At 52.1% G+C, this 23328-nt stretch carries 20 protein-coding genes; 17 read left to right on the top strand and 3 right to left on the bottom strand.

From position 1 onward, the window contains the following. Window positions 1–7: 7 nt before the first annotated feature. Genes V5T57_RS00225 through V5T57_RS00205 form a run of 5 tightly spaced genes read left to right on the top strand, consistent with a single transcriptional unit; the run spans window position 8 to window position 5505 of the window. Window positions 8–1900: an RCC1 domain-containing protein gene (locus V5T57_RS00225; protein ID WP_332889133.1), complete on the top strand. Its 1893-nt coding sequence runs from the start codon at window positions 8–10 to the stop codon at window positions 1898–1900. Between the two features lie 11 nt (window positions 1901–1911). Next, on the top strand, window positions 1912–2283 hold the full coding sequence (locus V5T57_RS00220; protein WP_332889132.1) for a hypothetical protein: 372 nt from the start codon (window positions 1912–1914) through the stop codon (window positions 2281–2283). 5 nt (window positions 2284–2288) lie between these two features. Beyond that, on the top strand, window positions 2289–2831 hold the full coding sequence (locus V5T57_RS00215; protein ID WP_332889131.1) for a DUF1833 family protein: 543 nt from the start codon (window positions 2289–2291) through the stop codon (window positions 2829–2831). Further along, a complete protein-coding gene (locus V5T57_RS00210) occupies window positions 2828–3238 on the top strand; it encodes an NlpC/P60 family protein (protein WP_332889130.1) in 411 nt (136 codons plus the stop codon). The genes V5T57_RS00215 and V5T57_RS00210 overlap by 4 nt, the downstream gene beginning before the upstream one ends. Further along, window positions 3235–5505 (top strand): host specificity factor TipJ family phage tail protein, encoded by a 2271-nt coding sequence (locus V5T57_RS00205; protein WP_332889129.1) that lies wholly within the window; start codon window positions 3235–3237, stop codon window positions 5503–5505. Before V5T57_RS00210 ends, V5T57_RS00205 begins: the two co-directional genes overlap by 4 nt. A 149-nt stretch (window positions 5506–5654) precedes the next feature. Here V5T57_RS00205 and V5T57_RS00200 read toward each other — a convergent pair whose 3' ends face one another. Further along, complete coding sequence (locus V5T57_RS00200; protein WP_332889128.1) at window positions 5655–6116, bottom strand: MerR family transcriptional regulator; 462 nt, start codon at window positions 6114–6116, stop codon at window positions 5655–5657. Between the two features lie 97 nt (window positions 6117–6213). Here V5T57_RS00200 and V5T57_RS00195 point away from each other — a divergent pair, with 97 nt between their 5' ends. Continuing rightward, a complete protein-coding gene (locus tag V5T57_RS00195; RefSeq protein ID WP_332889127.1) occupies window positions 6214–7395 on the top strand; it encodes an SO_0444 family Cu/Zn efflux transporter in 1182 nt (393 codons plus the stop codon). A gap of 87 nt (window positions 7396–7482) precedes the next feature. Here the strand turns inward: V5T57_RS00195 and V5T57_RS00190 are convergent, their stop codons facing one another. After that, window positions 7483–8919, bottom strand: coding sequence for an ATP-binding protein (locus V5T57_RS00190; RefSeq protein WP_332889126.1), 1437 nt, complete (start codon window positions 8917–8919; stop codon window positions 7483–7485). Beyond that, the gene (locus V5T57_RS00185) at window positions 8916–9647 is read right to left on the bottom strand and encodes a response regulator (RefSeq protein ID WP_332889125.1); all 732 of its coding nucleotides are present in this window, start codon (window positions 9645–9647) and stop codon (window positions 8916–8918) included. The genes V5T57_RS00190 and V5T57_RS00185 overlap by 4 nt, the downstream gene beginning before the upstream one ends. Before the next feature lie 316 nt (window positions 9648–9963). On the opposite strand from V5T57_RS00185, the gene V5T57_RS00180 reads away from it, so the two are divergent. The 11 genes from V5T57_RS00180 to V5T57_RS00130 all read left to right on the top strand — a co-directional run bounded on the left by V5T57_RS00180 (window position 9964) and on the right by V5T57_RS00130 (window position 23320). Then, window positions 9964–10515, top strand: a complete 552-nt coding sequence (locus V5T57_RS00180) for a Spy/CpxP family protein refolding chaperone (RefSeq protein WP_332889124.1) — start codon at window positions 9964–9966, stop codon at window positions 10513–10515. A gap of 26 nt (window positions 10516–10541) precedes the next feature. Further along, the gene (locus V5T57_RS00175; protein ID WP_332889123.1) at window positions 10542–10883 is read left to right on the top strand and encodes a heavy-metal-associated domain-containing protein; all 342 of its coding nucleotides are present in this window, start codon (window positions 10542–10544) and stop codon (window positions 10881–10883) included. Between the two features lie 11 nt (window positions 10884–10894). Next, entirely contained in the window at window positions 10895–11458 is a 564-nt protein-coding gene (locus V5T57_RS00170) for a DUF2231 domain-containing protein (RefSeq protein ID WP_332889122.1), read from the top strand. 69 nt (window positions 11459–11527) lie between these two features. Further along, window positions 11528–11758, top strand: a complete 231-nt coding sequence (locus V5T57_RS00165; protein WP_332889121.1) for an SHOCT domain-containing protein — start codon at window positions 11528–11530, stop codon at window positions 11756–11758. A gap of 51 nt (window positions 11759–11809) precedes the next feature. Further along, window positions 11810–14275 carry a heavy metal translocating P-type ATPase gene (locus V5T57_RS00160; RefSeq protein ID WP_332889120.1) on the top strand — a complete coding sequence of 822 codons (2466 nt, stop codon included), beginning with the start codon at window positions 11810–11812 and terminating at the stop codon, window positions 14273–14275. A 2-nt stretch (window positions 14276–14277) separates the two neighbouring features. Continuing rightward, a complete protein-coding gene (locus V5T57_RS00155; protein WP_332889119.1) occupies window positions 14278–14742 on the top strand; it encodes a c-type cytochrome in 465 nt (154 codons plus the stop codon). A 38-nt stretch (window positions 14743–14780) separates the two neighbouring features. After that, window positions 14781–15191 carry a c-type cytochrome gene (locus V5T57_RS00150; protein ID WP_332889118.1) on the top strand — a complete coding sequence of 137 codons (411 nt, stop codon included), beginning with the start codon at window positions 14781–14783 and terminating at the stop codon, window positions 15189–15191. 11 nt (window positions 15192–15202) lie between these two features. Next, entirely contained in the window at window positions 15203–16687 is a 1485-nt protein-coding gene (locus V5T57_RS00145) for an HD-GYP domain-containing protein (RefSeq protein ID WP_332889117.1), read from the top strand. Window positions 16688–17254: 567 nt separating this feature from the next. Next, window positions 17255–18439, top strand: coding sequence for a TolC family protein (locus V5T57_RS00140; protein WP_332889116.1), 1185 nt, complete (start codon window positions 17255–17257; stop codon window positions 18437–18439). Continuing rightward, on the top strand, window positions 18436–20139 hold the full coding sequence (locus V5T57_RS00135) for an efflux RND transporter periplasmic adaptor subunit (RefSeq protein ID WP_332889115.1): 1704 nt from the start codon (window positions 18436–18438) through the stop codon (window positions 20137–20139). Before V5T57_RS00140 ends, V5T57_RS00135 begins: the two co-directional genes overlap by 4 nt. Then, on the top strand, window positions 20129–23320 hold the full coding sequence (locus V5T57_RS00130) for an efflux RND transporter permease subunit (protein WP_332889114.1): 3192 nt from the start codon (window positions 20129–20131) through the stop codon (window positions 23318–23320). The genes V5T57_RS00135 and V5T57_RS00130 overlap by 11 nt, the downstream gene beginning before the upstream one ends. Window positions 23321–23328 lie beyond the last annotated feature (8 nt).

Genomic DNA, 23328 nt, shown 5'->3' with positions numbered 1-23328 from the left:
TATTGAGATGTCTTCTTCAACAGAACTGGAACAGCTGGTTAATCAGCTGGAATCCGATGGTGACCTGTTGCATCAAGTGGTGCACGGGGATGATGCCACCACGGTGAGCACAGAGGGTGGATCGGTCAAATCCCTGGCCAAAGCCCAGGCGGATATGGATGCCACCCTCAATGCCAACATGACCAGCCTCACAACCTTGAAGGATCAAGCTGAAACCGCAGCCACCGCGGCTCAATCCGCCGCCAATGATGCTCTCACCATCAAATGGAAAGGGGCTTATGATGTAGGTTTGTCCTATCAGGAAAACGATGGGGTGCACTTCAATGGCTCAGGCTACATCTGCATTGTAGACGCTGCTATTGGAATCACACCACTGGACAGTGGTTATTGGAGTCTGTTGGCGGCTGGTACCAATCAGGTGACTGAGCAAGGCGACCTGCTTTTTCACGATGGGATAGGGCCTGCTCGGCTTCCGGCGGGAACGGCTGGTCAAATTCTGCAAACAGGTGGGGTGGGTGGGGACCCCTCATGGACCGCACTGCATGATCGGCCTGGGTGCCGGGTGAAAGCGTTGCAGGTCCAGCGTAGCGGTAGTGGAATCGGTATGTACAACAGCGCCTATCTCATGACCGATGGCACCGTTCGGATTGTTGGTAATAATGGTCAGGGGCAGTTGGGCATCGGTGCCCAATCCAGCCGTCGTCTGCAACCTATGACCTGCGCCTTTCCAGCTGGCCTGACCACCGTGGTTAAAGAGGTGCATCTGGCTGGGCGTTCTGTCTTTGCCCTGATGGAGGATGGCACCGTCTACTCCTGGGGCTACAACGGCTATGGCCAGTTGGGGCAGGGGGATACCAATCTGCGCTATGTGCCTACCAAAATCGTGGGGCTCACCGGCATCACCCAGATGGCCACAACGGGCTCCTATTGGGGAGACTATACCTCTGTCTGGTTTCTGGATGACCAGGGGCGCATCTGGGCCTGTGGCTACAATGGGTATGGTCAACTGGGGGATGGTTCCACCACCAACCGTCTGGAGCCCGTGCAGGTTTCTGGTGCTCAAAACTGGGTGTGGGTGGGGTGTGCCAGTGCCTATCGCAGCTATGCCTTTGCCATCGATGCCAGTGGTAACGCTTTTTCCTGGGGTTACAACGGTCGTGGCAATCTGGGGGTGGGCAATACCACCGATCAACATGGGCCAACCCCAGTTTCCCTGCCCGGCAACGTGAAAACCATCGTGGGCAACTGCGATGGAGATGGTAACGGTAACCCCTACGCTTCCACCTTCTGGCTTCTGGAGGATGGGCGGCTCTATGCGGCCGGGTACAATAACTATGGCCAACTGGGGGTGGGGGATACCACTGAACGTACCACTCCGGTGGAGATCTCTGCTCTGGCCAACGTGGTGGATGTCTCTATCGGTGGGGGCCAAACTGCCCACGGCATGGCCCTGTTGGGGGATGGCTCCATCCGTACCTGGGGGCGGAACAACTATGGCCAACTGGGGGTAGGCAATACCACAAATCAGCACACGCCCCAGGATCCGGGGCTAACCGATATCGTCCAAATTCGTGGTAGCGGCTACTACGGCTACCAGTTCTCCATGGTGCTGGACAGCAGTGGCACTCTGTGGAGCGCAGGGTACAACGGCAATGGACAGCTTGGGCTTGGTCATGCCACCTACCAAACCAGTTTCCAACCGGCCTGTGGTATCGGGCTGGGTGGTTCATTCGGCGTTAAACCAGTGAACATCGCTTTCAATGGGGAAAATGCAGGTTTCTGCACCCATGTTCTTCTCTCTGATGGTCGAGTACTCTCATCCGGCTATAACGGCCATGGTCAGGCCGGTACCGACTCATCCAACTCCGGTCTCTATGCCTTCTCCACGGTTCTGTTCTGATGGAGCCTGCCATGCACCAGATCTATCGGTATCCCAACCATCTCAAGATCCGCTACCCAGAAGGTGGCGATCCCAACCAGCCAGTGGTCTACCTCTGTGAGCTGGATGGTCAAATCTATTTATCTGTTCCCCTGGATTATCCCAAAGCTGAGCAGTGGCAAGGGCCTGTGGAATTCACGGAAGAGCCAGACCTGAAGCATCAACTGCGTAAGCAAGCGCTTCCCTGTTTGGAAATCAATGAGAAATTACAAGCAGACATCCGTGATCGATATAGCCTAGAAGATGAGCTCCGAGCCTTGCGGGTTGGGGATCCTGAGTATCATACCTTTGTTGAAGGTTTGGTCTCCCAGGCCGATGCCGCCAAGGCAGCATTAGGGCTGTAATTCCCATGCCTGATGATCGACTCTCCCAGGCCATCCGGGAGGCTTATGCTTCAGCCCCTGCTGATGTGGTGATTTTGCACACCCTGGAGATCCGCCACCCAGCCTTTGTGGATGATGAAGAGGTGCCAACAGCTATCCGGGTGGTAAGGGACTATGTGGACCTTATCGCCAAGCTGGAAGCTTCGGCACCGCTTAATCCTGGTGAGTCGGTCACTTTTGTCGCTCTGGCTTTCAATCTGGAGCTGCCACCCGTGGAATCCACCCCCATGCCGGAGATTGTGGTCACCCTGGATAATGTCTCTGGGGAGATCATGAAGCATCTGGATCGAGCGGTGCAGACCATGGATCCCATCGAGATCACCTACCGCCCCTATCTTTCCACCGATCTGGAAGGCCCTCAGATGGATCCCCCTCTGACCCTCACCATCACCGAAGTAGAAGCGGACATGCTCCAAGTCAGAGCTCGAGCCCGCATGATGGATATCGGCAATAAAGCTTTCCCCGCTGATACCTACAGAGCCTCACGTTTCCCTGGATTGGCCCGATGAGTCACTTTGCTGCCCAATATATTGGTAGACCCTGGTCAGCAACGGCTGAGGGACCAGAGGCCTTTAACTGCTGGACCCTGGTTAGGTGGATTCAGCAGCGCCATTTCAATCGTTCTCTTCCCTCGATTCCCATCTCTGGTAACGATCTATCAACACTGGCCAGAGCCTTTCAAAACCATGATGAACGACAGCGTTGGCAGCGGGTGCAAGCGGCCCGTGAGGGTGACTGTGTACTCATGCGCCAAGCACGATATCCCGTGCATGTCGGGCTGTGGCTGGATGTAGACAGTGGTGGTGTTCTGCACTGCGTACAGGGGGCAGGGGTGGTGTTCCAAAATCTGCAAGCTCTGCAACAGCATGGATGGTTTACAGAGGGCTACTACCGTTTCAAGGAGAACGCCACATGAACGGCTCCGTTATCATCGTTGAGAATCCCTTCCAGCCTCATCTAAACCGCCAGCAGTTTCCCATCCCAGCCCCCATCACCATTCATGACTGGCTCCTGCAGAGGCAACTTCCTGAATTTACCCTCCCCACCATATGTATCAAAAACGGTGAACCCCTACTCAGAGCAGAGTGGCAAACTGAGCTCATTCAGCCCGATGACATCGTAGTCTTTGTCCCATTACCACAGGGTGGAGGAGGCGGGGGTTCCAATCCCTTACGGGTGGTGTTAATGATCGCCGTGATGGTTGCCGCCTACTATTTCGGACCTGTCATAGCAGGTAAGATTGGCTGGGCCACCAAGGTGGGAGAAGCGGCCATCACGGCAACCCTGGCTGTGGCGGGTTCTACGCTGGTTAACGTCCTTGTACCGCCTCCCATGCCCCAGATGCCCAGCTTTGGCAGTAGTGGCATTCAAGCGCCCAGTCCCACCTATGCCCTTGGTGCCCAGGGCAATCAGGCCCGCCTGGGACAACCCATCCCGGTCATCTACGGCAGACACCTGATCTATCCTGATATTGCGGCATCTCCTTATACCGAATATGTGGACAACCAACAGTACCTGCATCAACTCCACTGCATTGGCCAAGGCCACTATCAGCTGGAATCTCTGCGCATCGAGGATACCCCCATTTTCTCGTTTGAAGAGATTGAGTATGAGGTTGTTCCACCCGGTTCAGAAATCACTCTGTTTGACCCGGACGTGGTGACAGCTCCTGAGGTGGCCGGTCAGGAGCTCATTGCTACCAATTTATTGGAAGAGGGGGATGATGGCTGGATTGGGCCCTTTGCGGCAAACCCTCCCGGTACCCAGTCCACAGCCATTGGTATCGACTTGGCTATGCAGAGCGGCCTCTACTACGCCAACAGCGGGGGTGGATTGGATGAGCGCACCGTTGAGTGGGAGGCCCAAGCCCGGCAGGTGGATGATGAAGGTACACCTGTAGCTGGCTGGATGACTCTGGACCTTATCACCGTTACCGAGGCCACCAATACGCCTCAGCGCCTTTCCTACAAACATGCTGTCGATGCAGGGCGGTATGAGGTACGCCTTCGCCGGACCAATGAGAAAGATACCGACCCCAGGGCAGGGCATGAGCTCAGATGGTCAGCTCTGAGAGCCTATCTGGATGGTCAGCCAGATTTTGGTGTCCTCACCATGTTGGCCATGAAGATGCGGGCTACTGACAACCTCTCCCAACGATCCTCTCGTTTGGTCAACTGTGTGGTGACCCGCAAGCTTCCAGCCTGGAATCCAACTTCAGGATGGTCCGATCCACAACCCTCCCGATCCATCGCCTGGGCCATTACCGATGCCCTTAAAGCGGAATATGGTGCCAAACTAACTGACGACCGCATCGGTCTGACTGGCCTCCATGCCCTGGATCAAGCTTGGCAGAGCAGGGGAGATCAATTCGACGCGGTGTTTGATCAGAAACTCACCGTATGGGAAGCCATCACCCGTATTGCTCGGTGTGGTCGAGCGGTACCTATCCTTCAAGGTGGGACTGTCCGTATCATCCGAGATCAGCCCCAAACCCTACCCGTAGCACTCTTCTCTCCACGCAACATCGTAAAGAATTCCTTAAGCATCCAATACCTCATGCCCAGCGAAGAAACCGCAGATGCCGTCACTGTGGAGTTTTTCAACGCAGAAACCTGGAAGCCTGATGAGGTGACGGTTTCACTGGATGATAGCCAAACTACCAATCCCGCCAAAGTAGCCCTGTTCGGATGCACAGACCAAGCCCATGCCCAGAGGGAAGGGGGCTACATGGCCGCAGCCAACCGGTACAGGCGGCGTATCATCACCTTTCAAACGGAGATGGAAGGGCTCATCCCTACCTATGGTGATCTCATTGCTATTACCCACGATGTGCCGGAGTGGGGGCAGTCAGCTGAGGTGGTGGCTGTAGATGGTAATCGACTCACCCTGACAGAGTCTTTGGAGTGGGCAGAGGGGGAAGATCATGTGGTTGCGATTAGAAACCAAGATGGTTCGGTCAGCGGTCCATGGTCTGCCCTACATGGAATGAAGTCCAATCAGGTTGTTGTTTCTGAGCTGGATTTTTCACTGGTTGTTGGGGCTGAAGCTGAGCGTGCCTACATTGCTTTTGGCACCACCAGTCAATGGAGTCTGTTGGCCAGAGTGCTATCCATACGTCCACGGGGTGAACGAGTAGAGATCATGGCTGTTGGTGAGCATGAGAGCGTTCATCTCAAGGAGTGACCACTAGCTTGTACCTTGTACCTGTGGGGAGCTCTGTGCCCTGTTTGGGGTTTTCATAAATGGTCAAAGAGCTTAATTCAGCGTCATACAGTGGGAGGAAAAAATACTGTGATTTCAAGATGAATGAAATTTTTGGGAACTACAGAGAATTATTTTAAACTCAATGGCCCACCGTGATCCTTATCCTCACATTGATCATGATCTCTTAGAGCCTCTAAAATCAGACATTTCTCAACTTTGTTCTCACTGCAATGGCCGATAATCCTTTCCAGTTCTTTCTCCAAACGCTGGAGTCGACTAATCCGATTTTTGACATCGGCTAAGTGCAATTTCGCGATTTGATCCACTTCTTTGCATGAGTGGTCGGTATCACCAGCCAGTGTTAGCATATGCTGGATCTTATCCAATGAAAATCCCAGCTCTCTGCAGTGCCTTATGAATAGAAGTTGATCGACATGTTCTTGCGTGTAGAGCCTCTGATTCCCCTCAGATCTTTTGGGACGAGGGATCAGCCCCATCTGCTCATAATAGCGCATCGTCTGGAGTTTATATCCGGTAGCTTTGGCTACCTGACCAATCGTCCACGGAAACTTTGGAATATTATTTTTCATGGCTTTTTCTGCTTGAACCTACAGTTACTGTAGGTTGTAGGGTAGAGACAAGTGGGTAGTGATGCAATCTAATAACTATGATCCGTGGATGGAATCAATGGAACTGTTCTTCAATAATTTTGTAGACTTGTCATTGGATGTGGCCCCCTGGCTGATCATTGGGCTCATCGCTACGGGATTGGTTAAGGCATGGATACCTGAGTCGGCTGTCGCCAGATGGCTGGGAGGACGTGGCCTGGGACCGATAACTCGTGGTGCACTGATTGGAGCACCTTTACCTCTTTGTTCGTGTAGCGTAGTGCCAATGGCTATGGGGCTTCATAGAAAGGGAGCTTCGAAACCAGCAACAGTATCTTTTTTGGTGGCAACACCAGAAACAGGTGTCGATTCGGTTGCTATTTCGTGGGTATTGCTGGGACCCTTCTTGACCATTGTGCGGCCCATTGCAGCTATCTTCAGTGCCGTTACCTCCGGTTTGTCAGTCCTTCTAATTGACCGATTTAGCAAACCTCAGGAAAAGCCCAGAGATCAGGGGAATAGTGTTCCTCAAGAAAACAGTGCCCCCGTACCCACTCCGATGGTTTCTGGAGCATCCAGTCAAAAATTCACTCAAATTACTGTTTCTTCACCCATTACCCAAAGTGCGCCTACTGAGGGTAGTGGCTCATGCTGTTCAAACAGTTGTTGTGGTTCAACGCCTCAGTCTGAGGGGAAAATTCAAGATTTACCCCATTGGAGACGCCTACAGCAGGGGATGAAATATGCAATGACTGATATTTGGGATGATCTTGCTCCGTGGCTGGCCATCGGGGTTTTGATCACCGCTCTGGTCATGACGTGGGTTCCTCCTGGTAAATTGACGGCATTCTCCGAGTACCCCTTCTTGGCTATGCTGACCATGATTGCTGCAAGTGTTCCAGTATATGTCTGTGCATCCGCATCGACCCCGATTGCTGCAGCTATGATCTTCAGTGGTTTGACACCTGGTATGGCGTTGGCTTTTATGATTGCTGGCCCTGCAACTAATATTGCTACGCTGGGAATTATCAAGCGTGAGCTAGGTGGGAAAACGCTGACAGCCTATTTGGTTGGAATTGTTTTCAGCGCTATATTTATGGGCCTTGGAATTGATTGGATAATAAATATAGTAGGCAGTGAAATTGTGGTTGCACGCCCAGGCGGTACAGAAGAGATTTTGCCATTTTGGCTTTCCATGGGGTCTTTAATATTCCTGGCATTCCTATCACTGCGTCATCCAGTTACCCAGATGGTTAAATAGATGGGCGTTAATTCCATAAAATGACATTATAGTGTATTTATTTCATGCCTTTCCATGATATCAACCTCACTCCGTTGACCTCTGGTGCTACTTTCTTTTCAAAAAGCGCTCTTTTTCAATGGTGACGATAATTTCTAACCCCCCTTCGGGGCGGTTGCGCATATGAAGATCGCCGCCGTGGGCTCGGATAATGCTATCTGCAATGGAAAGTCCCAGCCCCGACCCACCGGTTTTGCTGTTGCGCGAGGTATCCAAGCGTTTGAAGGGACGTAATACTGACTCCATCTCTTCTTCTGGTATGCCGGGCCCTTTGTCGGAAATAGAGATTCTCAGCCGCTCCCCATGCATCGTGGCTTTCATGGAAGCGTGTTGACCATACTTGACGGCATTTTGAATCAGATTTGAGAGAGCTCGGCGAAAGCTTTTTCCCATCAGGGGAAAAGCACCGATTTCATCACAGTTTACCTGAACATCATGCCCTAACTCCTGCCAACTGTCGGCCAGTCCGTCCAATAGGGATGGTATGTCGGTCTGTCTGACCTCCTCCATACCCTCGGTACCTTGGATATAGTCCATGGTTGATTCGGTCATCCCCTCCATCTCGGTCAGGTTATGCAGCAGTGCATCCCGCAGCCTCTCATCCTTAAGCATCTCCACACGCAGTCTCATGCGTGTTAAAGGGGTGTGCAGGTCGTGGGAAATCGCAGCCAGCATGGAACTGCGCTCCTGAATATGTTGTAGAATGCGGGCCTGCATAGCATTAAAAGCAGAAATGACCTCCTTTACCTCCTGGGTCCCGGATCGTGCAATGGGTGAACCGCGCAGGTCATGTCCAAGGGATCGGGCTGCTGAAGCCAGTGTGGCTAGTGGACGTGTTACCAGACGTACAGCTAGGAATGAGAGTGCCGTGACCGTGAAGATCAGAATCAAGATAGACCACAGCAGGTGCCAGGGCCACTTGAAGGCCTCTTCCGGTAGATGATTGTGGTATTCAAGCCATTTACCATCTCTTAATTGAATGCGGGCAATGTAGGAAAAACCCTGGGCAAACAGGGCGTGATGATGATCCTGCATTCCCTGGTGCAGGTTACCACGCATACTGTTCATTCCTCCCATCATCATGTGCATGGTACGGTTGTCAGGATACTCTTCCGATAAAACCTCAATACGTACAGCATGCTGCCCCGCCAGGAGGGGTCCAACAAGTTTTTTTAGGTGGCGAGCTCTTGCATCTGTCTCAATGTGATCCGTTGGTTCTTTCTCTTGATTGTAGAAACGTACGAATTGCAGTGGCGTTTCCAGAATTTTGGTAATGCGCGCCCGTTCAGGTTGGGACAAAGGGTCCATCACTTGTACGATGGAGGCGATGCGTTGGGCCGCTTGTAATCCCTCCATGGTGACTATGGCTTCATTGCGGTCATAGAGATGGATAGCGGAACTGGATACCAAAGCGAGGGTGACACCGGACACCAGAATCAGAATCAGTTGGCCTGCCAAGGATTTGGGAATGAGCGACCATTTCATGAGACTTCCACTTCACAATCAAGAATATACCCCTTGCCCCAAACAGTTTTAAGTATTTGGGGGGCCTTGGGATCGTCATGTAAACGTTTTCTGACCCGTCCGATCTGTACATCAATACTGCGTTCGAAAATGGAGGACTCCCTGTTTCGATAGGCCTCCATGATTTGATCGCGGCTCAACACTTCATTGGGGTGTTTGAGAAATGCCATGAGCATAATGAACTCCCCCATAGTCAGCGTGACATCCACACCTTCAGGCGACTCCAGCCTCTGTGCTTTGACATTGAGTGTCCATCCTGCAAATTGGAACCGCTGGGGATCCTTGAGTTTTTGTTCCCGAGGCATAGCACGTGAGCGCCTCAGGACACTGTGGATACGCGCCAGTAGTTCACGAGGGCTGAAGGGTTTAGTCAGATAGTCGTCCGCCCCCATCTCTAACCCCAAGATACGGTCCATTTCATCGCGTCTGGCCGTAAGCAGGATGACAGGGATATCCTGCTTGGTCGGATCAATACTCAACCGTTTACAGATGGTTAATCCATCTTCACCTGGAAGCATGATGTCCAGCACAATGACGTCCACCCGATCATCTGCCTCCAAGGCTTCCCACATCCCCTGACCTTCGGAAAAGGCGCGTACTTCACAACCATTTTCCGTCAGGTACTCCAAGAGAAGTTCACGTGTCTCGTCATCATCTTCCACGACCAAAATGCGATCCAGTTCATTCATAACGGCATCCTTGAATACAAAATACGGTTTCCATAGGTCAAGAAAGCACGGTTTAAGCAATAGACGCTATGAAAAAATTGAGACTGAATTGTGACCAGTATTGGTACTTTTCGTAGTTTTGTATCTCGGGAATAACGATTCTAACTCATTGTGTCTGGCATGGTGGAAGTCCAACACAATACAATTTTCCATCGAGGTGGTTGTGAAAGCCTTACAATAAAAAACTGTTAAAAATCATTGATTAGGAGCACTGTTGAATTGCGGGTGGCTATCCAGAATCCCTGAGAGACTTCCACGAACCATTGAGGAGAATGTGATGAACGTACGTTACAGAAACCGCATGCTCGGCCTGGCCGCTGTCTTGGGTATCACTCTGGGGGTGGTCACCACATTCGACGGAAATGCCCAGGGACATATGGGCAACTGGGGAACACCCGGTTTCCAGGGCACATCACCCATGATGATGGGTGGAATGATGGGGCACCACGGCCCCATGGGGCGTCATGGTGGCATGGGACGTGGAATGATGGGTGACCATGGTTTGATGCATGGTACGGAAGCTCAGGTGACGCAACACCTGGAAAGTCTGAAAACCCGGCTGTCCATTACCTCGGAGCAGGAAACCGCATGGGATGACTATGCTGATGCGCTGGCCGATCTGACCGGCACCCATCGAGCGATGTTTACCGAAATGCACAGCGGGCAAATGGGCACCACCGAGCAGCAGCAGACCCATGAAAGCTTTAGAGAGGTGATGCTCTCGTTAAGGGGGGATCTGCAGCAGGCAACCCAGACCCTTTTAGGCTTGCTCACTGATGTTCAGAAGCAACGTTTCACACAGAATGGTTTCACCCGAGCCGGTATCTAAAAGTTTGAGCCAGGGGGGGGATTACTATGAGCACAGCACATAAAACACATCCAGTAACCCGCAGGATTCGGGTTTTCGATATGGTCTGCCCTGAGTGTGAAAAGATCATTGCCGAGGGGTTGTTGGTTCTGGATGGTGTGATCGAGGTTGAATCGGATTGGGACAAGGGAGAGGTCTGTGTAACCTATGACCTCTTCCAGGTCCATGTACAGGATATCGAGAAGTTACTCATTGAGATTGGCTATCCGCTCCAGGATACCTTCTGGGCACAAACCAAACAGGCCTGGATTCATTATACGGAGAAGAATGAGATCGATAATCTGCACCATAAAGCTCACTGCTGCAGCAAACCGCCAGCTGGAGCATAGGGAGAAGGATCATGGGATTTCTCGAAGAGATGTTAGGTTCTTTAACTATGCTGCATCCTATGGTGATTCACTTTCCCATAGTCTATCTCATTACGGCCATATTGGCAGAATCCGTAGGCATTGTCTCCGGTCGGCAAGGGTATCGGCAGGCGGCCACGATCCTAATTTGGTTGGCGGGCATTTCCGCAACTGCAGCGGTTGGAGCAGGCTATCTGGCTGCAGAAGTATTGAGGCATGACTCCCCTGGTCATGATCTGGTCCATACCCATCGGGACATCATGTTGGCCTTTACCACAGGTCTGCTGCTGTTGGGGGTAGCGTTGGCCATCTCCAAAGGGTTGCGTTTGGGAGCCTCCAGGCGATTCCTTTTGCCGATATTGATCCTCCTGGCCGCTGTCATGGGCTATGGTGCGGACAAAGGTGGCAAGATGGTCTATCTACATGGGGTTGGCATCAAGCCGGAACTCCTTCGCAATTCGTCTCCACCAGTGTCCATGGGTCACCATGACGATCATGGGCATGGAGAAAAACAGCCCGAAGTGGACGATCATCGTGACGATGGTCATAGCCATTGATTGGAACAGGGTGAGGGGGTATCCCAAACATAAGGTCTTACCCAGTGTTAAAGAAGAGGAGTGAGAATCATGATGGCGGAATATGGTCTGTTTACAGGACATGGGTTATTTGGTGGGCTCGGTATGCTGATCTTTTGGGGATTAATTGTCGCTGTGGTTTTTGGAATAGCGAAATCAGCCATACGTGGCGGTAAGCCATCCTCGGAGACCGCCGAGGAGCAGCTCAAAAAACGGTATGCCAATGGTGAGGTAGACCGTGAAACCTACCTGATCCGTTTGGTGGATCTGAAAAAAGGGTGAATGTTTCTACAGGGCTTGGAATCGATATCCGGTGATGGTGGGAGGTCCAAGATGAACGACGGGGTTAGTCATCATTATACAGCGGTGCCTGTGGAAGGCATGCACTGCGCATCCTGCTCCGCCCGTCTTGAGCGTCACCTTGGCCGTCTGGAAACGGTTGAACGAGTGGTGGTCAATCTGGCGACCAACCAGATGGATGTGGTGACAACCTTGCCGCTGAAAAAGTTGATCGAACAGGTTAATCAAGTCGGCTATGAAATCCCAACCCGATATGGGCACTTTCCTGTACAGGGGCTCAGTTGTGCCAGTTGTGTCATGCGTGTTCAGGAAAATCTGGAGTGCATGCCAGGCGTGATTCAGGCTCCGGTCAACTTAGCGACTGGAATGGTGGATCTGACCTGGGTAGAGGGTATGGTCACCCCGAATCAATTGGCTGAGAATGTTGCTGCTCGTGGCTATGGGCTGGACATCTCCAATGTTGGGGGTGCTGATCCAGGCTCTGTCGAACAGTCGGCAGAGCAAGAGCGTCGTGCTTTGCTCAATCGGCTGACCGTGGGGGCAATACTGGTACTTTCTACCTTTGTCGTCATGCATGGGCAGGAATTGACGGTGAATGCATGGTTCGATATGCCAGATCAAACCTTGTTCTGGTTGCAGTGGACCTTGATTACACCGGTCCAGTTCTGGGTGGGCTGGTCCTTCCATGTTAGCGCATGGCGGGCATTCAAGCAGCGAACCGCTAACATGCACAGTTTGGTTACCCTGGGCACTTTCAGTGCCTACCTCTACTCCATGCTGGTACTGCTCATGCCTGAGTTGTTTGTTGTCCCAGGGGTATCGGCAACTGTCTATTTTGATACCGCTGGAGCCATCATTGTTCTGATTCTATTGGGGCGTTTTCTGGAGGCACGTGCTAAAGGCCAGACCTCCCAAGCCATCCGTTCCCTTATGCAACTTACACCGGATACCGCATGGGTTGTGCGTCAGGGAGAGGCGTCTGAAATTCCTCTGGATCAGGTACAGGTAGGAGATCGTGTGGTGGTACGTCCCGGTGATCGCATTCCGGTGGATGGTGTCATTGGTAAGGGACAATCTACGGTAGATGAATCCATGTTGACCGGAGAATCTATGCCCTGTGAAAGGGGCGTGGGAGACCGAGTAACTGCCGGTACGATCAACCAAAACGGGACGTTCACGTTGTTGGCGGATCGTGTTGGGCAAGAGACCGTGCTGGCGCGTATTATCCAATTGGTACAGGAGGCTCAAGGCAGTAAGCCATCCATCGCCCGACTCGCGGATCGTATCGCTGCCTGGTTCGTACCAGTCGTATTATTAGTTGGGGTCGTGACCTTCGTCGTTTGGTGGCTGTTTGGTCCGGAGCCTGCGTTGACCTATGGGCTGCTCAACTTTGTTTCCGTATTGATTATCGCCTGCCCTTGTGCTCTGGGATTGGCAACGCCTACCTCCATTATGGTGGGAACCGGTCGCGGGGCGGAGATGGGGGTGCTGATCCGAAGCGGTGAAGCGTTGGAGCGGGCCCATCAAATCTCCCATGTTGTATTTGATAAAACTGGAACTCTTACCAAAGGACGACCGGTATTGACCAGTTGGACCGGGGATGAATCCAATTTCCTGCTGGCTGCCAGTGCAGAAATTCCATCGGAGCACCCTTTGGCCAAGGCCATTGTCCATGCAGCTAGGGAGGATGGGTTGTCCCTGAACGAACCAGAACAGTTCGAAACGATTCCTGGCTTTGGGGTGGAGGCGCAGGTCTCCGGGCATAGTGTCCTGGTGGGGACACGGCGATTGATGGAGGAGAGAGGGGTCCAACTGGATACACGAACCCAGTTGGATCTTGAGCAGTTCGAGGAACAGGGCCAAACCGCTATGGTCGTGGCTGTGGACCACCAAGAGGTGGGCGTACTTGCCTTAGCTGATGCCGTTAAACCGGAAAGCCAGCAGGCGATTTCCATGCTGCGTGATTTGGGCATCAAGGTAACGATGTTAACCGGTGACAACCTTCGAACTGCCCAGGCAATCGCATCCAGGCTAGGTATTCATCAGATAGAAGCACAGGTGTTGCCAGGGGACAAAGCTCAACATATCAGCTGCCTGCAGAGGCAAGGTGATGTGGTGGCCATGGTTGGAGATGGCATCAACGACGCACCTGCGTTGGCCAAGGCCGATGTGGGGGTGGCCATTGGTACCGGCGCAGATGTGGCCATGGAGTCTGCCGATATCACTCTGATGAAAGGGGATCCCCGTAGTGTTGTTCAGGCTATCGAGCTTTCCCGTGCCACTATGCGTAATATTCGCCAAAATCTTTTCTGGGCATTTGCCTACAACGTAACGCTGATCCCATTGGCAGCTGGTATCTGGTTCCCCTGGTTCGGGGTTTTGCTTTCCCCCATCTTTGCTGCGGCTGCTATGGGGTTATCCAGTGTTACCGTGGTGATGAATTCTCTGCGTCTTCGTCATTTTTCCACGCATGCTGAGGTTACGAGGCATAGGGATTGATCATGTCACACCAAGGTGAGCAATCGGCCAATAATAGAAATAAATCTGGTCATTCCTATTCCGGCCTGATGCTCATGATGTTGGTGATTGGTGGGATCTTTCTGGCGTTATATGGCGGTCCACAGGAAATGTTTCATAGGGAAGGGGAGGAATTCATAATTAAACAGATACCCCCAAAGGTGGTTCCCCAGGTGTTTCAGCCAGGCCAAGCTCTGTTCCAATCCAACTGTATCGACTGTCATGGACGCTGGGCCGAGGGTACGAATCAGGGACCACCCCTGATCCACCCCTACTACAAACCAAGTCATCATGCGAATTTTACTTTTAATCGTGCTGTGAAACAGGGGGTGAAATCTCACCACTGGTCATTCGGTGATATGCCACCTCAACCCCATATGTCCATCCACCAGGTTGAACAGATCATTCTCTTCATCCGTTGGTGGCAACGTCAAAATGGAATCGAATAATGACCAGGCAAAGGAAAATAATAACAGGACTTGTCAGTTTGCTTCTATTGCTGGGGTTGGGTGTTGCCGCCATATGGAAAGGGCCGGTGCAGCGGGGTGAAATGCTCTATCTGACCAATTGCGCCCAGTGCCATGGACCCAGAGGTATGGGGCAGCCCGGTGTGGTGTGGAATAAACCGCTTCCTGGCGATGACCTGAAATTTCCCCCTCCGCCTCTGGATCACTCTGCTCATGCATGGCATCACGCCGATGGTTTGTTGCAACGGATGATTCAGTTCGGCGGCCAGGATGGCAGAATGCCCGCCTGGGGGGATAAACTCACCCCGGCGCAGATTGGTGATATTCTCACCTATTTGCATCAGCTATGGAGTCCGGATCAATTGCAGATGCAACAGCAGCAAACCCTTGCAGATCCTTTTAGTCCGTCGGGCCAAGTCTATAAACCATGAAGGTGGAAAATATGGAGAAGCCTCGTTTTCGATTAAGTTTGGCCCAGGAGATAATGGGATGGTTAAGTCTTATCATTCTGGCGTGTGCCTGGTTGGTGGTCTGGTATGCCGAGACCGGTCATCATGAAAGCATGCTTGAGCAGACCAAAAAGCAGGCGCTTGTTTTTTTATGGGGGATTGAACGGGATTTGGAAAGCCTGGATCAACCTACGTCGCCGGATATAGTTAAAGCACTATTGAAACGTGGACTTGAAGGTCAGAATAGACCCGAATTTGATTTCTCCATCGCAGAACTCAACCTCTATGACACCGATGGCGAGCGACAACTGCGTATTCAGGCAAGCACCCCTTCTCAAAAGCAGGCTCAGGGTTCCACTCAACACCGTATGCATGGTCTTGCAGCGAATTCCCATGCCATGGCCGACAATAAGAGTCGAGGAGGCCGACATGCAGTTTCTGCCTTGTTGAAGAGTGGTCACTCACATCTGGCCGGGGATCTGGTCCAGGGAGTGGACCCGCAGACGGGCGACGCGTTTGTCAGTTTGCATCTCTCAATTCCAATTCGTCGTGGTGATCAACTATTAGGGGTATTGGAGGCTGCCCTTGATCTGGAAAAGACGCTGGCCATGCTCGACAGTCGGGATGATACCTTTGAGCAGGGTATTCTATTCATCGTGGGTGGTTTTGCCCTGGTCTCCTTTGTAGGAATCTGGATTGTTACCCACTACCGATTGCTCAAACCGGTACGGGCCATCAGTCGAGTGACCCGCCGCATTGCTCAAGGGGAACTGTCGCCCCGTTCCGGTATTTGTGGGCACAATGAAATTGGTGTTTTGGGGCGCTCTATTGATGAGATGGCCGACAGTATACAACGTCTGATCAGGGATGAAGAGGCTGCCTATCTACAGGCAATGCAGTCTCTGGCCAAGGCGTTGGAGTCTAAGGATGCCTATACGGCCAAACATTCGGCGCGTGTCTCCAAATACTCGGTGTTGCTGGGTAAGGAGATGGGACTGGCCCAAAAGGAACTTGATCTACTGAAAAAAGGGGCCATGATGCATGATCTAGGGAAAATAGGTATTCCAGATCATGTGTTGAATAAGCCCAGCGCGTTGACCGATGAGGAGTTTGGAATCATGCGAGCCCATCCGGTTATGACCGCTACTATTATGCGTCCTCTTAAACGTTTCAAAGCTTTTGCTGAGATCGCCGCTTGGCACCATGAACGTTGGGATGGAGGCGGCTATCCTGATGGCTTGAAAGGTGAGGAGATTCCCCAGCTGGCTCGTATCGTCTGTATTGCTGATACCTGGGATGCCATGACCGGGGACCGTGTCTATAGAAAAGGTATGCCGTTTGAAAAAGCACTGGGCATTATGGAGTCCGAGAAGGACAGTGGTCAGTGGGATCCTCACTTAATTGATCTTTTCGTGACCATGATGCGCCGCCTATCACATATTCAACAGGAGCCTCTGTTGACAGAACAGGAAACTTGAGCTTGTGCTGACAGAGTCACATACGGTCAATCGTAAACCCCTCTCTTGAATAAAGAGAGGGGTTTTTTGTGGTGTTTTTCTGTTGTGCCTTCCGCAGGGCAACGCAAACGTGTGACTCAATTGTTACGGGTATACCGCCACAGACAAAGATAAAGGAGAAAGTGGAAAAATAGAGACTGAACTGTAATTTACAGCTCTGTTGGCTTAAGGATTTCTTACAACAAAATATTATGAAAACAATAAGGTAAATGAGATTATTTGAACCAGTTAATAGCGATTGAAATTTTGATGCAGGGAGAGTCTTCCCCCTCTCAGCCCAAGCCTGCATCTATTGGCTGGGCCCATGCACGGCAAAGATGGGCCCCGCTTTTTTCCCATATTCACCCGTAATCCAAACACCGTTTGCCCCCGCACAATCAGAAGATCACCGCAAGGCCAGTGTCGGTTGAAAAAACCTTTAAATGATGAACAGTGTCGGTTCAGAGGCTCATGATGAATTTATTTAACAATACTCAGCCCAGATCCCAAAAACAGTTCACCATCATGTTCCTGATGGGAGTGGTTGGCATGTTGGTCACACCGGTTTCAGCCAGTGAGGATAATCCATTCCAACGTTTACAGTCACAGTTGAAAGACCACCCGGCTGTGCAGGCTATCCAAGAGCAGGTGCAGGGCGTGCGTTACACCGCGCAGGGTCAATTGGGTTTGCCCAACCCTGGTATCACGCTGGGGGTAAACAATGTTCCGGTTTCCACACCCACCCGTTTCGACCGTTTTCTTCCCAGCAACAAAAGTATCGGTGTCACCCAGCGCTTTCCCAACTTTTCAGGGCGAGAAGCCCGCCAACAGACCGGTTTGGCCCAGGCTCAGTTGAAACAGGTTGAGCTTTGGACAATCTGGGCCGGTTTAAAGCAGAAACTCATTGTTGCCCTTGCTCAAAAACAGCGTATTCGTCGTTCTTTGAAGGCTTTGGATGAGCAGTTTGTCAAACTCGATGAACTGGAGCACTGGCTCAAGGGTGAGATGGAGTCCGGTCGAGCAGTCTACGGCAAGGTGGAAGGGCTCGATGTGCAACGAGCCCAACTGCAGGAAAAACGTATTGCCCTTCAAGGTCAGGCCAGTCGTTGGGGGGCTACTTTACAGCGGTTGGTGCAGCAGGACAGTGATCTTAAACCGCCGCAGCTTACTCTCGCCCCGTGGGTTCAAGAGAGAATTCCATTAGAAGTTTTAAAAGCCCAGCAGGCTATTGCCATTGCTCAGAGCAAGGTCAAAGCACGCAAAGCCGCATTCAACCCCGACTATGGTATCAGTGCGGTTTGGCAGCAAAGGGATAACGATGGTCCTTTTGAAGGAGATGATTGGTACTCTCTGAAAGCGACCATCACGGTACCTCTTTGGGCCGAGCAGAATCAGCGTCCAAAACTAAAAGGGGCCAAAAGGGCATTGGCTGCAGCACGCATGGCCAAGGACGATGCCTGGCGCACCTCACGTGCCCTATTTGATGAGGCTTTGGCTGGCTACCAGACGTCACAGCGGATGATAGAGGCTCTCAAAAGGCGGGATGGAGAGCTAATGGATCTGGAGACGGCCATGCGTCGTCGGTATGAGGCCGGTGAAATGGATCTTGAGGCGGTGATTCGTCCCTCCATTCAACGTTCAGCACTAAAAATTGAACAGGCCAAACAGCACTCCAAATCAGTAGTTGCCGCAGCCAGGGCCAATAGTTTGTACAAGGAGTTTATCACCCCATGAACATTACAAAAAACAGACATCGCGTGATGACGTTTCTATTTCTTCTGCTCTGGGTGCCTATGTTGGCATGGGCGGAGGAGGGGGGAACCAAATTTACCTGCCCCATGCATCCCCATTACATTGCCGATGAGATGGGCACATGCCCCATTTGTGGTATGGATCTGGTGCCCATGGAGAGTGGAGCCGGAGTCGGCGCACTTCAAGGCCAGGATGCCGAAGAGCGGGCCGTTGTAACCATCTCACCGGAAACGATACAAAATAGCGGTATTCGTTTTGGGTATCCGCAACAGACCGAGTTTGGTCGGCGTATCCGTGCCTTTGGTATGGTCATGGAGAATGATCGGGCACAAACTGTGGTTTCCAGTCGCATATCGGGTTGGATTGAAAAACTCCATGTGACTGCTGTTGGGGATGACATACGAAAAGGTGCGGTACTTTACAAACTGTTCAGCCCTGAACTGGTGGCAGCCCAGCGGGATTACATCAATGCCATAACGCGTGGTGGTAACGGTCGTATGAAATCGGCAGCCCAGCGCCTTTACTCTCTGGGTGTGGCCAAGCGCTTCATACGCCAACTGGAGAAGAGCAAAAAGGTGGTGGAAAAGGTACCTTTCTACGCTGAAAGTAGCGGTACCCTTAGTAAGCTGGAGGTTCGTCAGGGCTCTTATGTCAAACCCGGCATGCTCATTGCCAAAGTTCAGAACTATGACTCAGTCTGGATCAATGCCAGTGTAGCGGAAAAAGATCTGGGTTTTATCACCAAACAGACTCCAGTCCGCATTATGCTCCCCAACCTGCCGGGCCGGGAGATCAACTCCCAGATCGATTACATTCATCCTACCATTGATGCGGCCAGTCGAACCGGTATCATCCGGTTGAAATTGGATAACCGTGAGGGGGAACTGCGTCCTGGTGCCTACGCTGATGTGGTGTTTGAGGTAGGTGCCATCCGCCGTCTCGCTCTGCCCAATGGAGCCTTGTTACGTGACCCAGAAGGCTTTCATGTGGTGGTTAGTCTTGGCGAGGGGCGTTTTCAGCCTCAGGCGGTAAAAACAGGGCTTTCAAGTGGCGGCTATACTGAAATTCTTGAAGGTTTGGACGCAGAGGATGAGATTGTTCTTTCCGGTCAGTTTCTCATTGATTCTGAGAGCGCTTTGCGAGAATCCTTCCAGAAACTTCAACGTCTGAAAACACCTCTGCATGCGTTGAGTTTGGACAAGGGGCAGATGGCCATGGTGGATCATCTGGTGGATGCAGCCCTCTACATGCATGAAGCGATGGCGGATGGCTATGATCTTGATAGCAAACAGTTGCAACCTGCCCGAGATATCCGTGATCTGCTTTGGAAGCGCTTTGGTCAGACCAAACTGGGTAAAATTCTGGATGAGTCAGCCTCTGCCATTGGACGTGCCCAGAAAGCCCGAACGGATGAAGACCTCCATCAGGCATTAAGCGATCTGACCAAGGCGTTACAGCCATGGATCCTCAAAGGTCAATCCCGCTATTACCAGGAAAAAGGGGTCCATCTGTTCATGGAGAGCGATACCCATGAGCGCCGTTGGATTCAATTGGGCAGTGATGCTTTTAACCCTTTCGGTGATGCTCCAAGCCATCAGATCCCCTTTCCCAAGCTTAAGGCTAAGGACGGGGATGCTAAGCAGCAACAGCCTGTGGTAACAGGAGGGACACATGTCCACTGATCCTGATACCGAGTTAAATTTGGGACATGATCCTACCCAATCCTTTATTGCCAAATTGATCCAGTGGTCGGTTGAAAACCAACTCATTGTTGTGATCTTTACAATTGGTTTAGCGGTGGCGGGTTTATTGGCCTTACAGCGCACGCCACTGGATGCCATTCCCGATCTTTCGGATACCCAGGTGATCATTCGAACTGAGTATCCGGGGCAGGCACCACAGATTGTGGAAGATCTGGTTACCTATCCACTCTCCACCACACTGCTTGGTTTGCCAAAAACGGAGGCGGTGCGTGGTTACTCCATGTTTGGGACCAGCTTTGTCTATGTCATTTTTCAAGATGGTGTGGATATGTACTGGGCCCGTAGCCGGGTGGCCGAAGCGTTGGGAACCGCTAGCAAAAGCCTACCCGCCAGCGCTACCCCCACCATGGGCCCCGATGCCACTGGGGTAGGGTGGGTCTATCAATACGCTCTGGTGGACAAAAGTGGTAAGCGTGATCTGTCGGATCTGAGATCCCTGCAGGACTGGTTCCTGAAATTTGAGCTGGCTACAGTGCCTGGCGTTTCCGAAGTGGCCTCGGTGGGGGGCTTTGTTCGAGAATATCAGGTACTCATCGATCCCAATCGTCTACGTGCCTACAATATTCCGATCAACCGTGTTCGCCAGGCGGTGAAAGCCGCTTCCATTGAAGTGGGTGGACGGGTTCTGGAGCAGGCTGAGACGGAGTTAATGATCCGATCGCGGGGCTATGTCAGCTCGTTGGAGGATCTTGAAAAGGTCGTGGTGACTGCCAAGGATGGAAAGCCGGTTCTCCTCACCGATGTGGCCCGTGTGGTGGCTGGTCCAGAGCTACGCCGTGGTGTGGTGGAGTTGAATGGCGAGGGGGAGGTCGTGGGGGGCATTGTGGTGATGCGCTCCGGCGAAAACGCCCTGAATGTGATCAAGGCCATTAAGCAGAAGATTGAGCAGCTTCGCCCCGGCCTACCCGAAGGAGTGGAGATCAAAACGGTTTATGATCGGGCTCCCCTCATTCAGGGCGCAGTGGACTATCTCAACCATAAACTGGTTGAAGAGGGGCTGGTGGTGGCCCTTGTCTGCCTGATCTTCCTATTGCATGTGCGTTCTGCCTTTGTGGCTATCATCACCCTTCCACTGGGTGTGTTGGGGGCCTTTATCGTCATGGCTTCCCAAGGGATTACAGCCAATATCATGTCACTGGGAGGAATCGCCATTGCCATTGGGGCCATGGTGGATGCTTCCATTGTGATGGTGGAAAATGCTCATCGAAAGCTGAGTGAAATTCCTCCTCCCCGTCCTAATAAAGTGAGAGTGGAAGCGCTATTGGAGTCTGCCAAAGAGGTGGGGCCGGGGCTATTTTTTAGTCTGTTGATCATTACGGTTTCATTCCTGCCGGTTTTTGCTCTGACTGGTGAGAGCTACCGGCTCTTCTCACCCCTGGCCTATACCAAAACCTATGCCATGGCCTTTGCCTCCATCCTATCGGTAACCATCGTGCCTATACTCATGATGTGGCTGATTCGTGGACGCATTCTGCGCGAGGAGAGTAATCCGCTGAACCGATTGTTCGTAGCGCTCTACAAGCCAATTTTATGGACCAGTATGAAACTGCGTTGGCTCACCATTCTCATCGCTTGTGCCGGATTGGCCAGTCTGGCCGTTCCCCTGACCAAACTGGGGTCTGAGTTCATGCCAGCCCTTTATGAAGGAGAACTCCTCTACATGCCCACAACGCTGCCTGGTGTCTCTATCGCTAAGGCCAAGGAGGTGCTGGCTCAAACCAATCGCTTGATCAAGACCGTGCCGGAAGTGGATCGTGTGTTTGGTAAAGTGGGCAGGGCTGATACTGCCACCGATCCAGCACCCATCTCCATGATTGAGAGCTGGATTAAACTTAAACCCAAGGAGCAGTGGCGTCCTGGACTGGATGTGGATGGTCTGATCAAAGAGCTGGATAAACGTAGTAAGCTGCCTGGTCTGGTTAATAGTTGGGGCTATCCCATTAAGATCCGCATGGATATGATCTCAACCGGTATCCGCACCCCTGTGGGCATCAAAATCTCCGGGCAGAACCTGGAAGAGATTGGGCGCATTGCCCTAGATGTGGAAGCGGCCGTTAAGGATGTAGATGGTACCCGTAGCGCTTTTGCGGATCGGGTCAGTGGTGGCAAGTATCTGGTTATCTCCCCCAATCGGGATGAGTTGGCCCGCCGGAATATCGACCTGGGTGCGTTTCAATCCATTATCCAGACTGCCTTGGGGGGGATGAAAATTGCGGAGAGTATTCAAGGGCGTGAGCGCTACAACATTATGATGCGCTATGATCGTCCGTTCCGAGAATCGGAGCAGGATCTTCTTAACATTCTGGTGCCTACTCCCATGGGACAACATATTCCACTGGGTGAACTGGCAACGATTCACTTTGAAGAAGGCCCTCCCATGATCAAGTCCGAGGATGCTCGCCTGACTGGCTGGGTGTTTGTGGATATCGCAGGGCGGGATATTGGGCGCTATGTGCAGGAAGCTCAGGCCCATGTGGCCAAAAGTGTCTCTTTACCACCTGGTTATGCCATCTCCTGGTCCGGTCAGTATGAGCAGATGATCGAGGCAGGTGAACGTTTGAAAATTGCAATTCCCTCTGCAGTGGCCATTATTCTCGTGTTGTTGATGATCCACTTTGGTCGCACCGACCGTACGGTGATGGTTATGACCTCGTTACCCTTCGGTCTGGTTGGTGGACTGTGGGCGGTCTACCTGGCGGGATACAATATGTCCGTGGCTGTTGCTGTGGGATTTATCGCCCTGGGTGGTATTGCCGTTGAGACCGCTGTGGTTATGCTGCTCTATATCGATCAACAGGTTCGTTACGACAGGCCCAAAGATCGAGTGGAGCTGCTGGCGGCCATCATGGCCGGTGCAGCCATGCGGGTGCGGCCTAAACTGATGACCGTTTCGGTGATTATCGCCGGTTTGCTCCCCATCTTCTTTACTGATGGTCCCGGTTCCGACGTCATGCGACGTATTGCTCTGCCCATGGTAGGCGGCATGGTGAGCACCACGGTGATGACGTTGATCGTTATCCCCGTTATCTACTATATCTGGGAGGCACGTTACCTCCCCAAACATAAGGCTGAGGCAAGTCCATTACCTGCTCAGTCCTAACCTTGGAG

The sequence above is a fragment of the Magnetococcus sp. PR-3 genome (assembly GCF_036689865.1).
Classification (GTDB): domain Bacteria; phylum Pseudomonadota; class Magnetococcia; order Magnetococcales; family Magnetococcaceae; genus Magnetococcus.
Note: the sequence above shows the minus strand (reverse complement) of the source record. Positions and strands in the feature narration are given on the sequence as shown.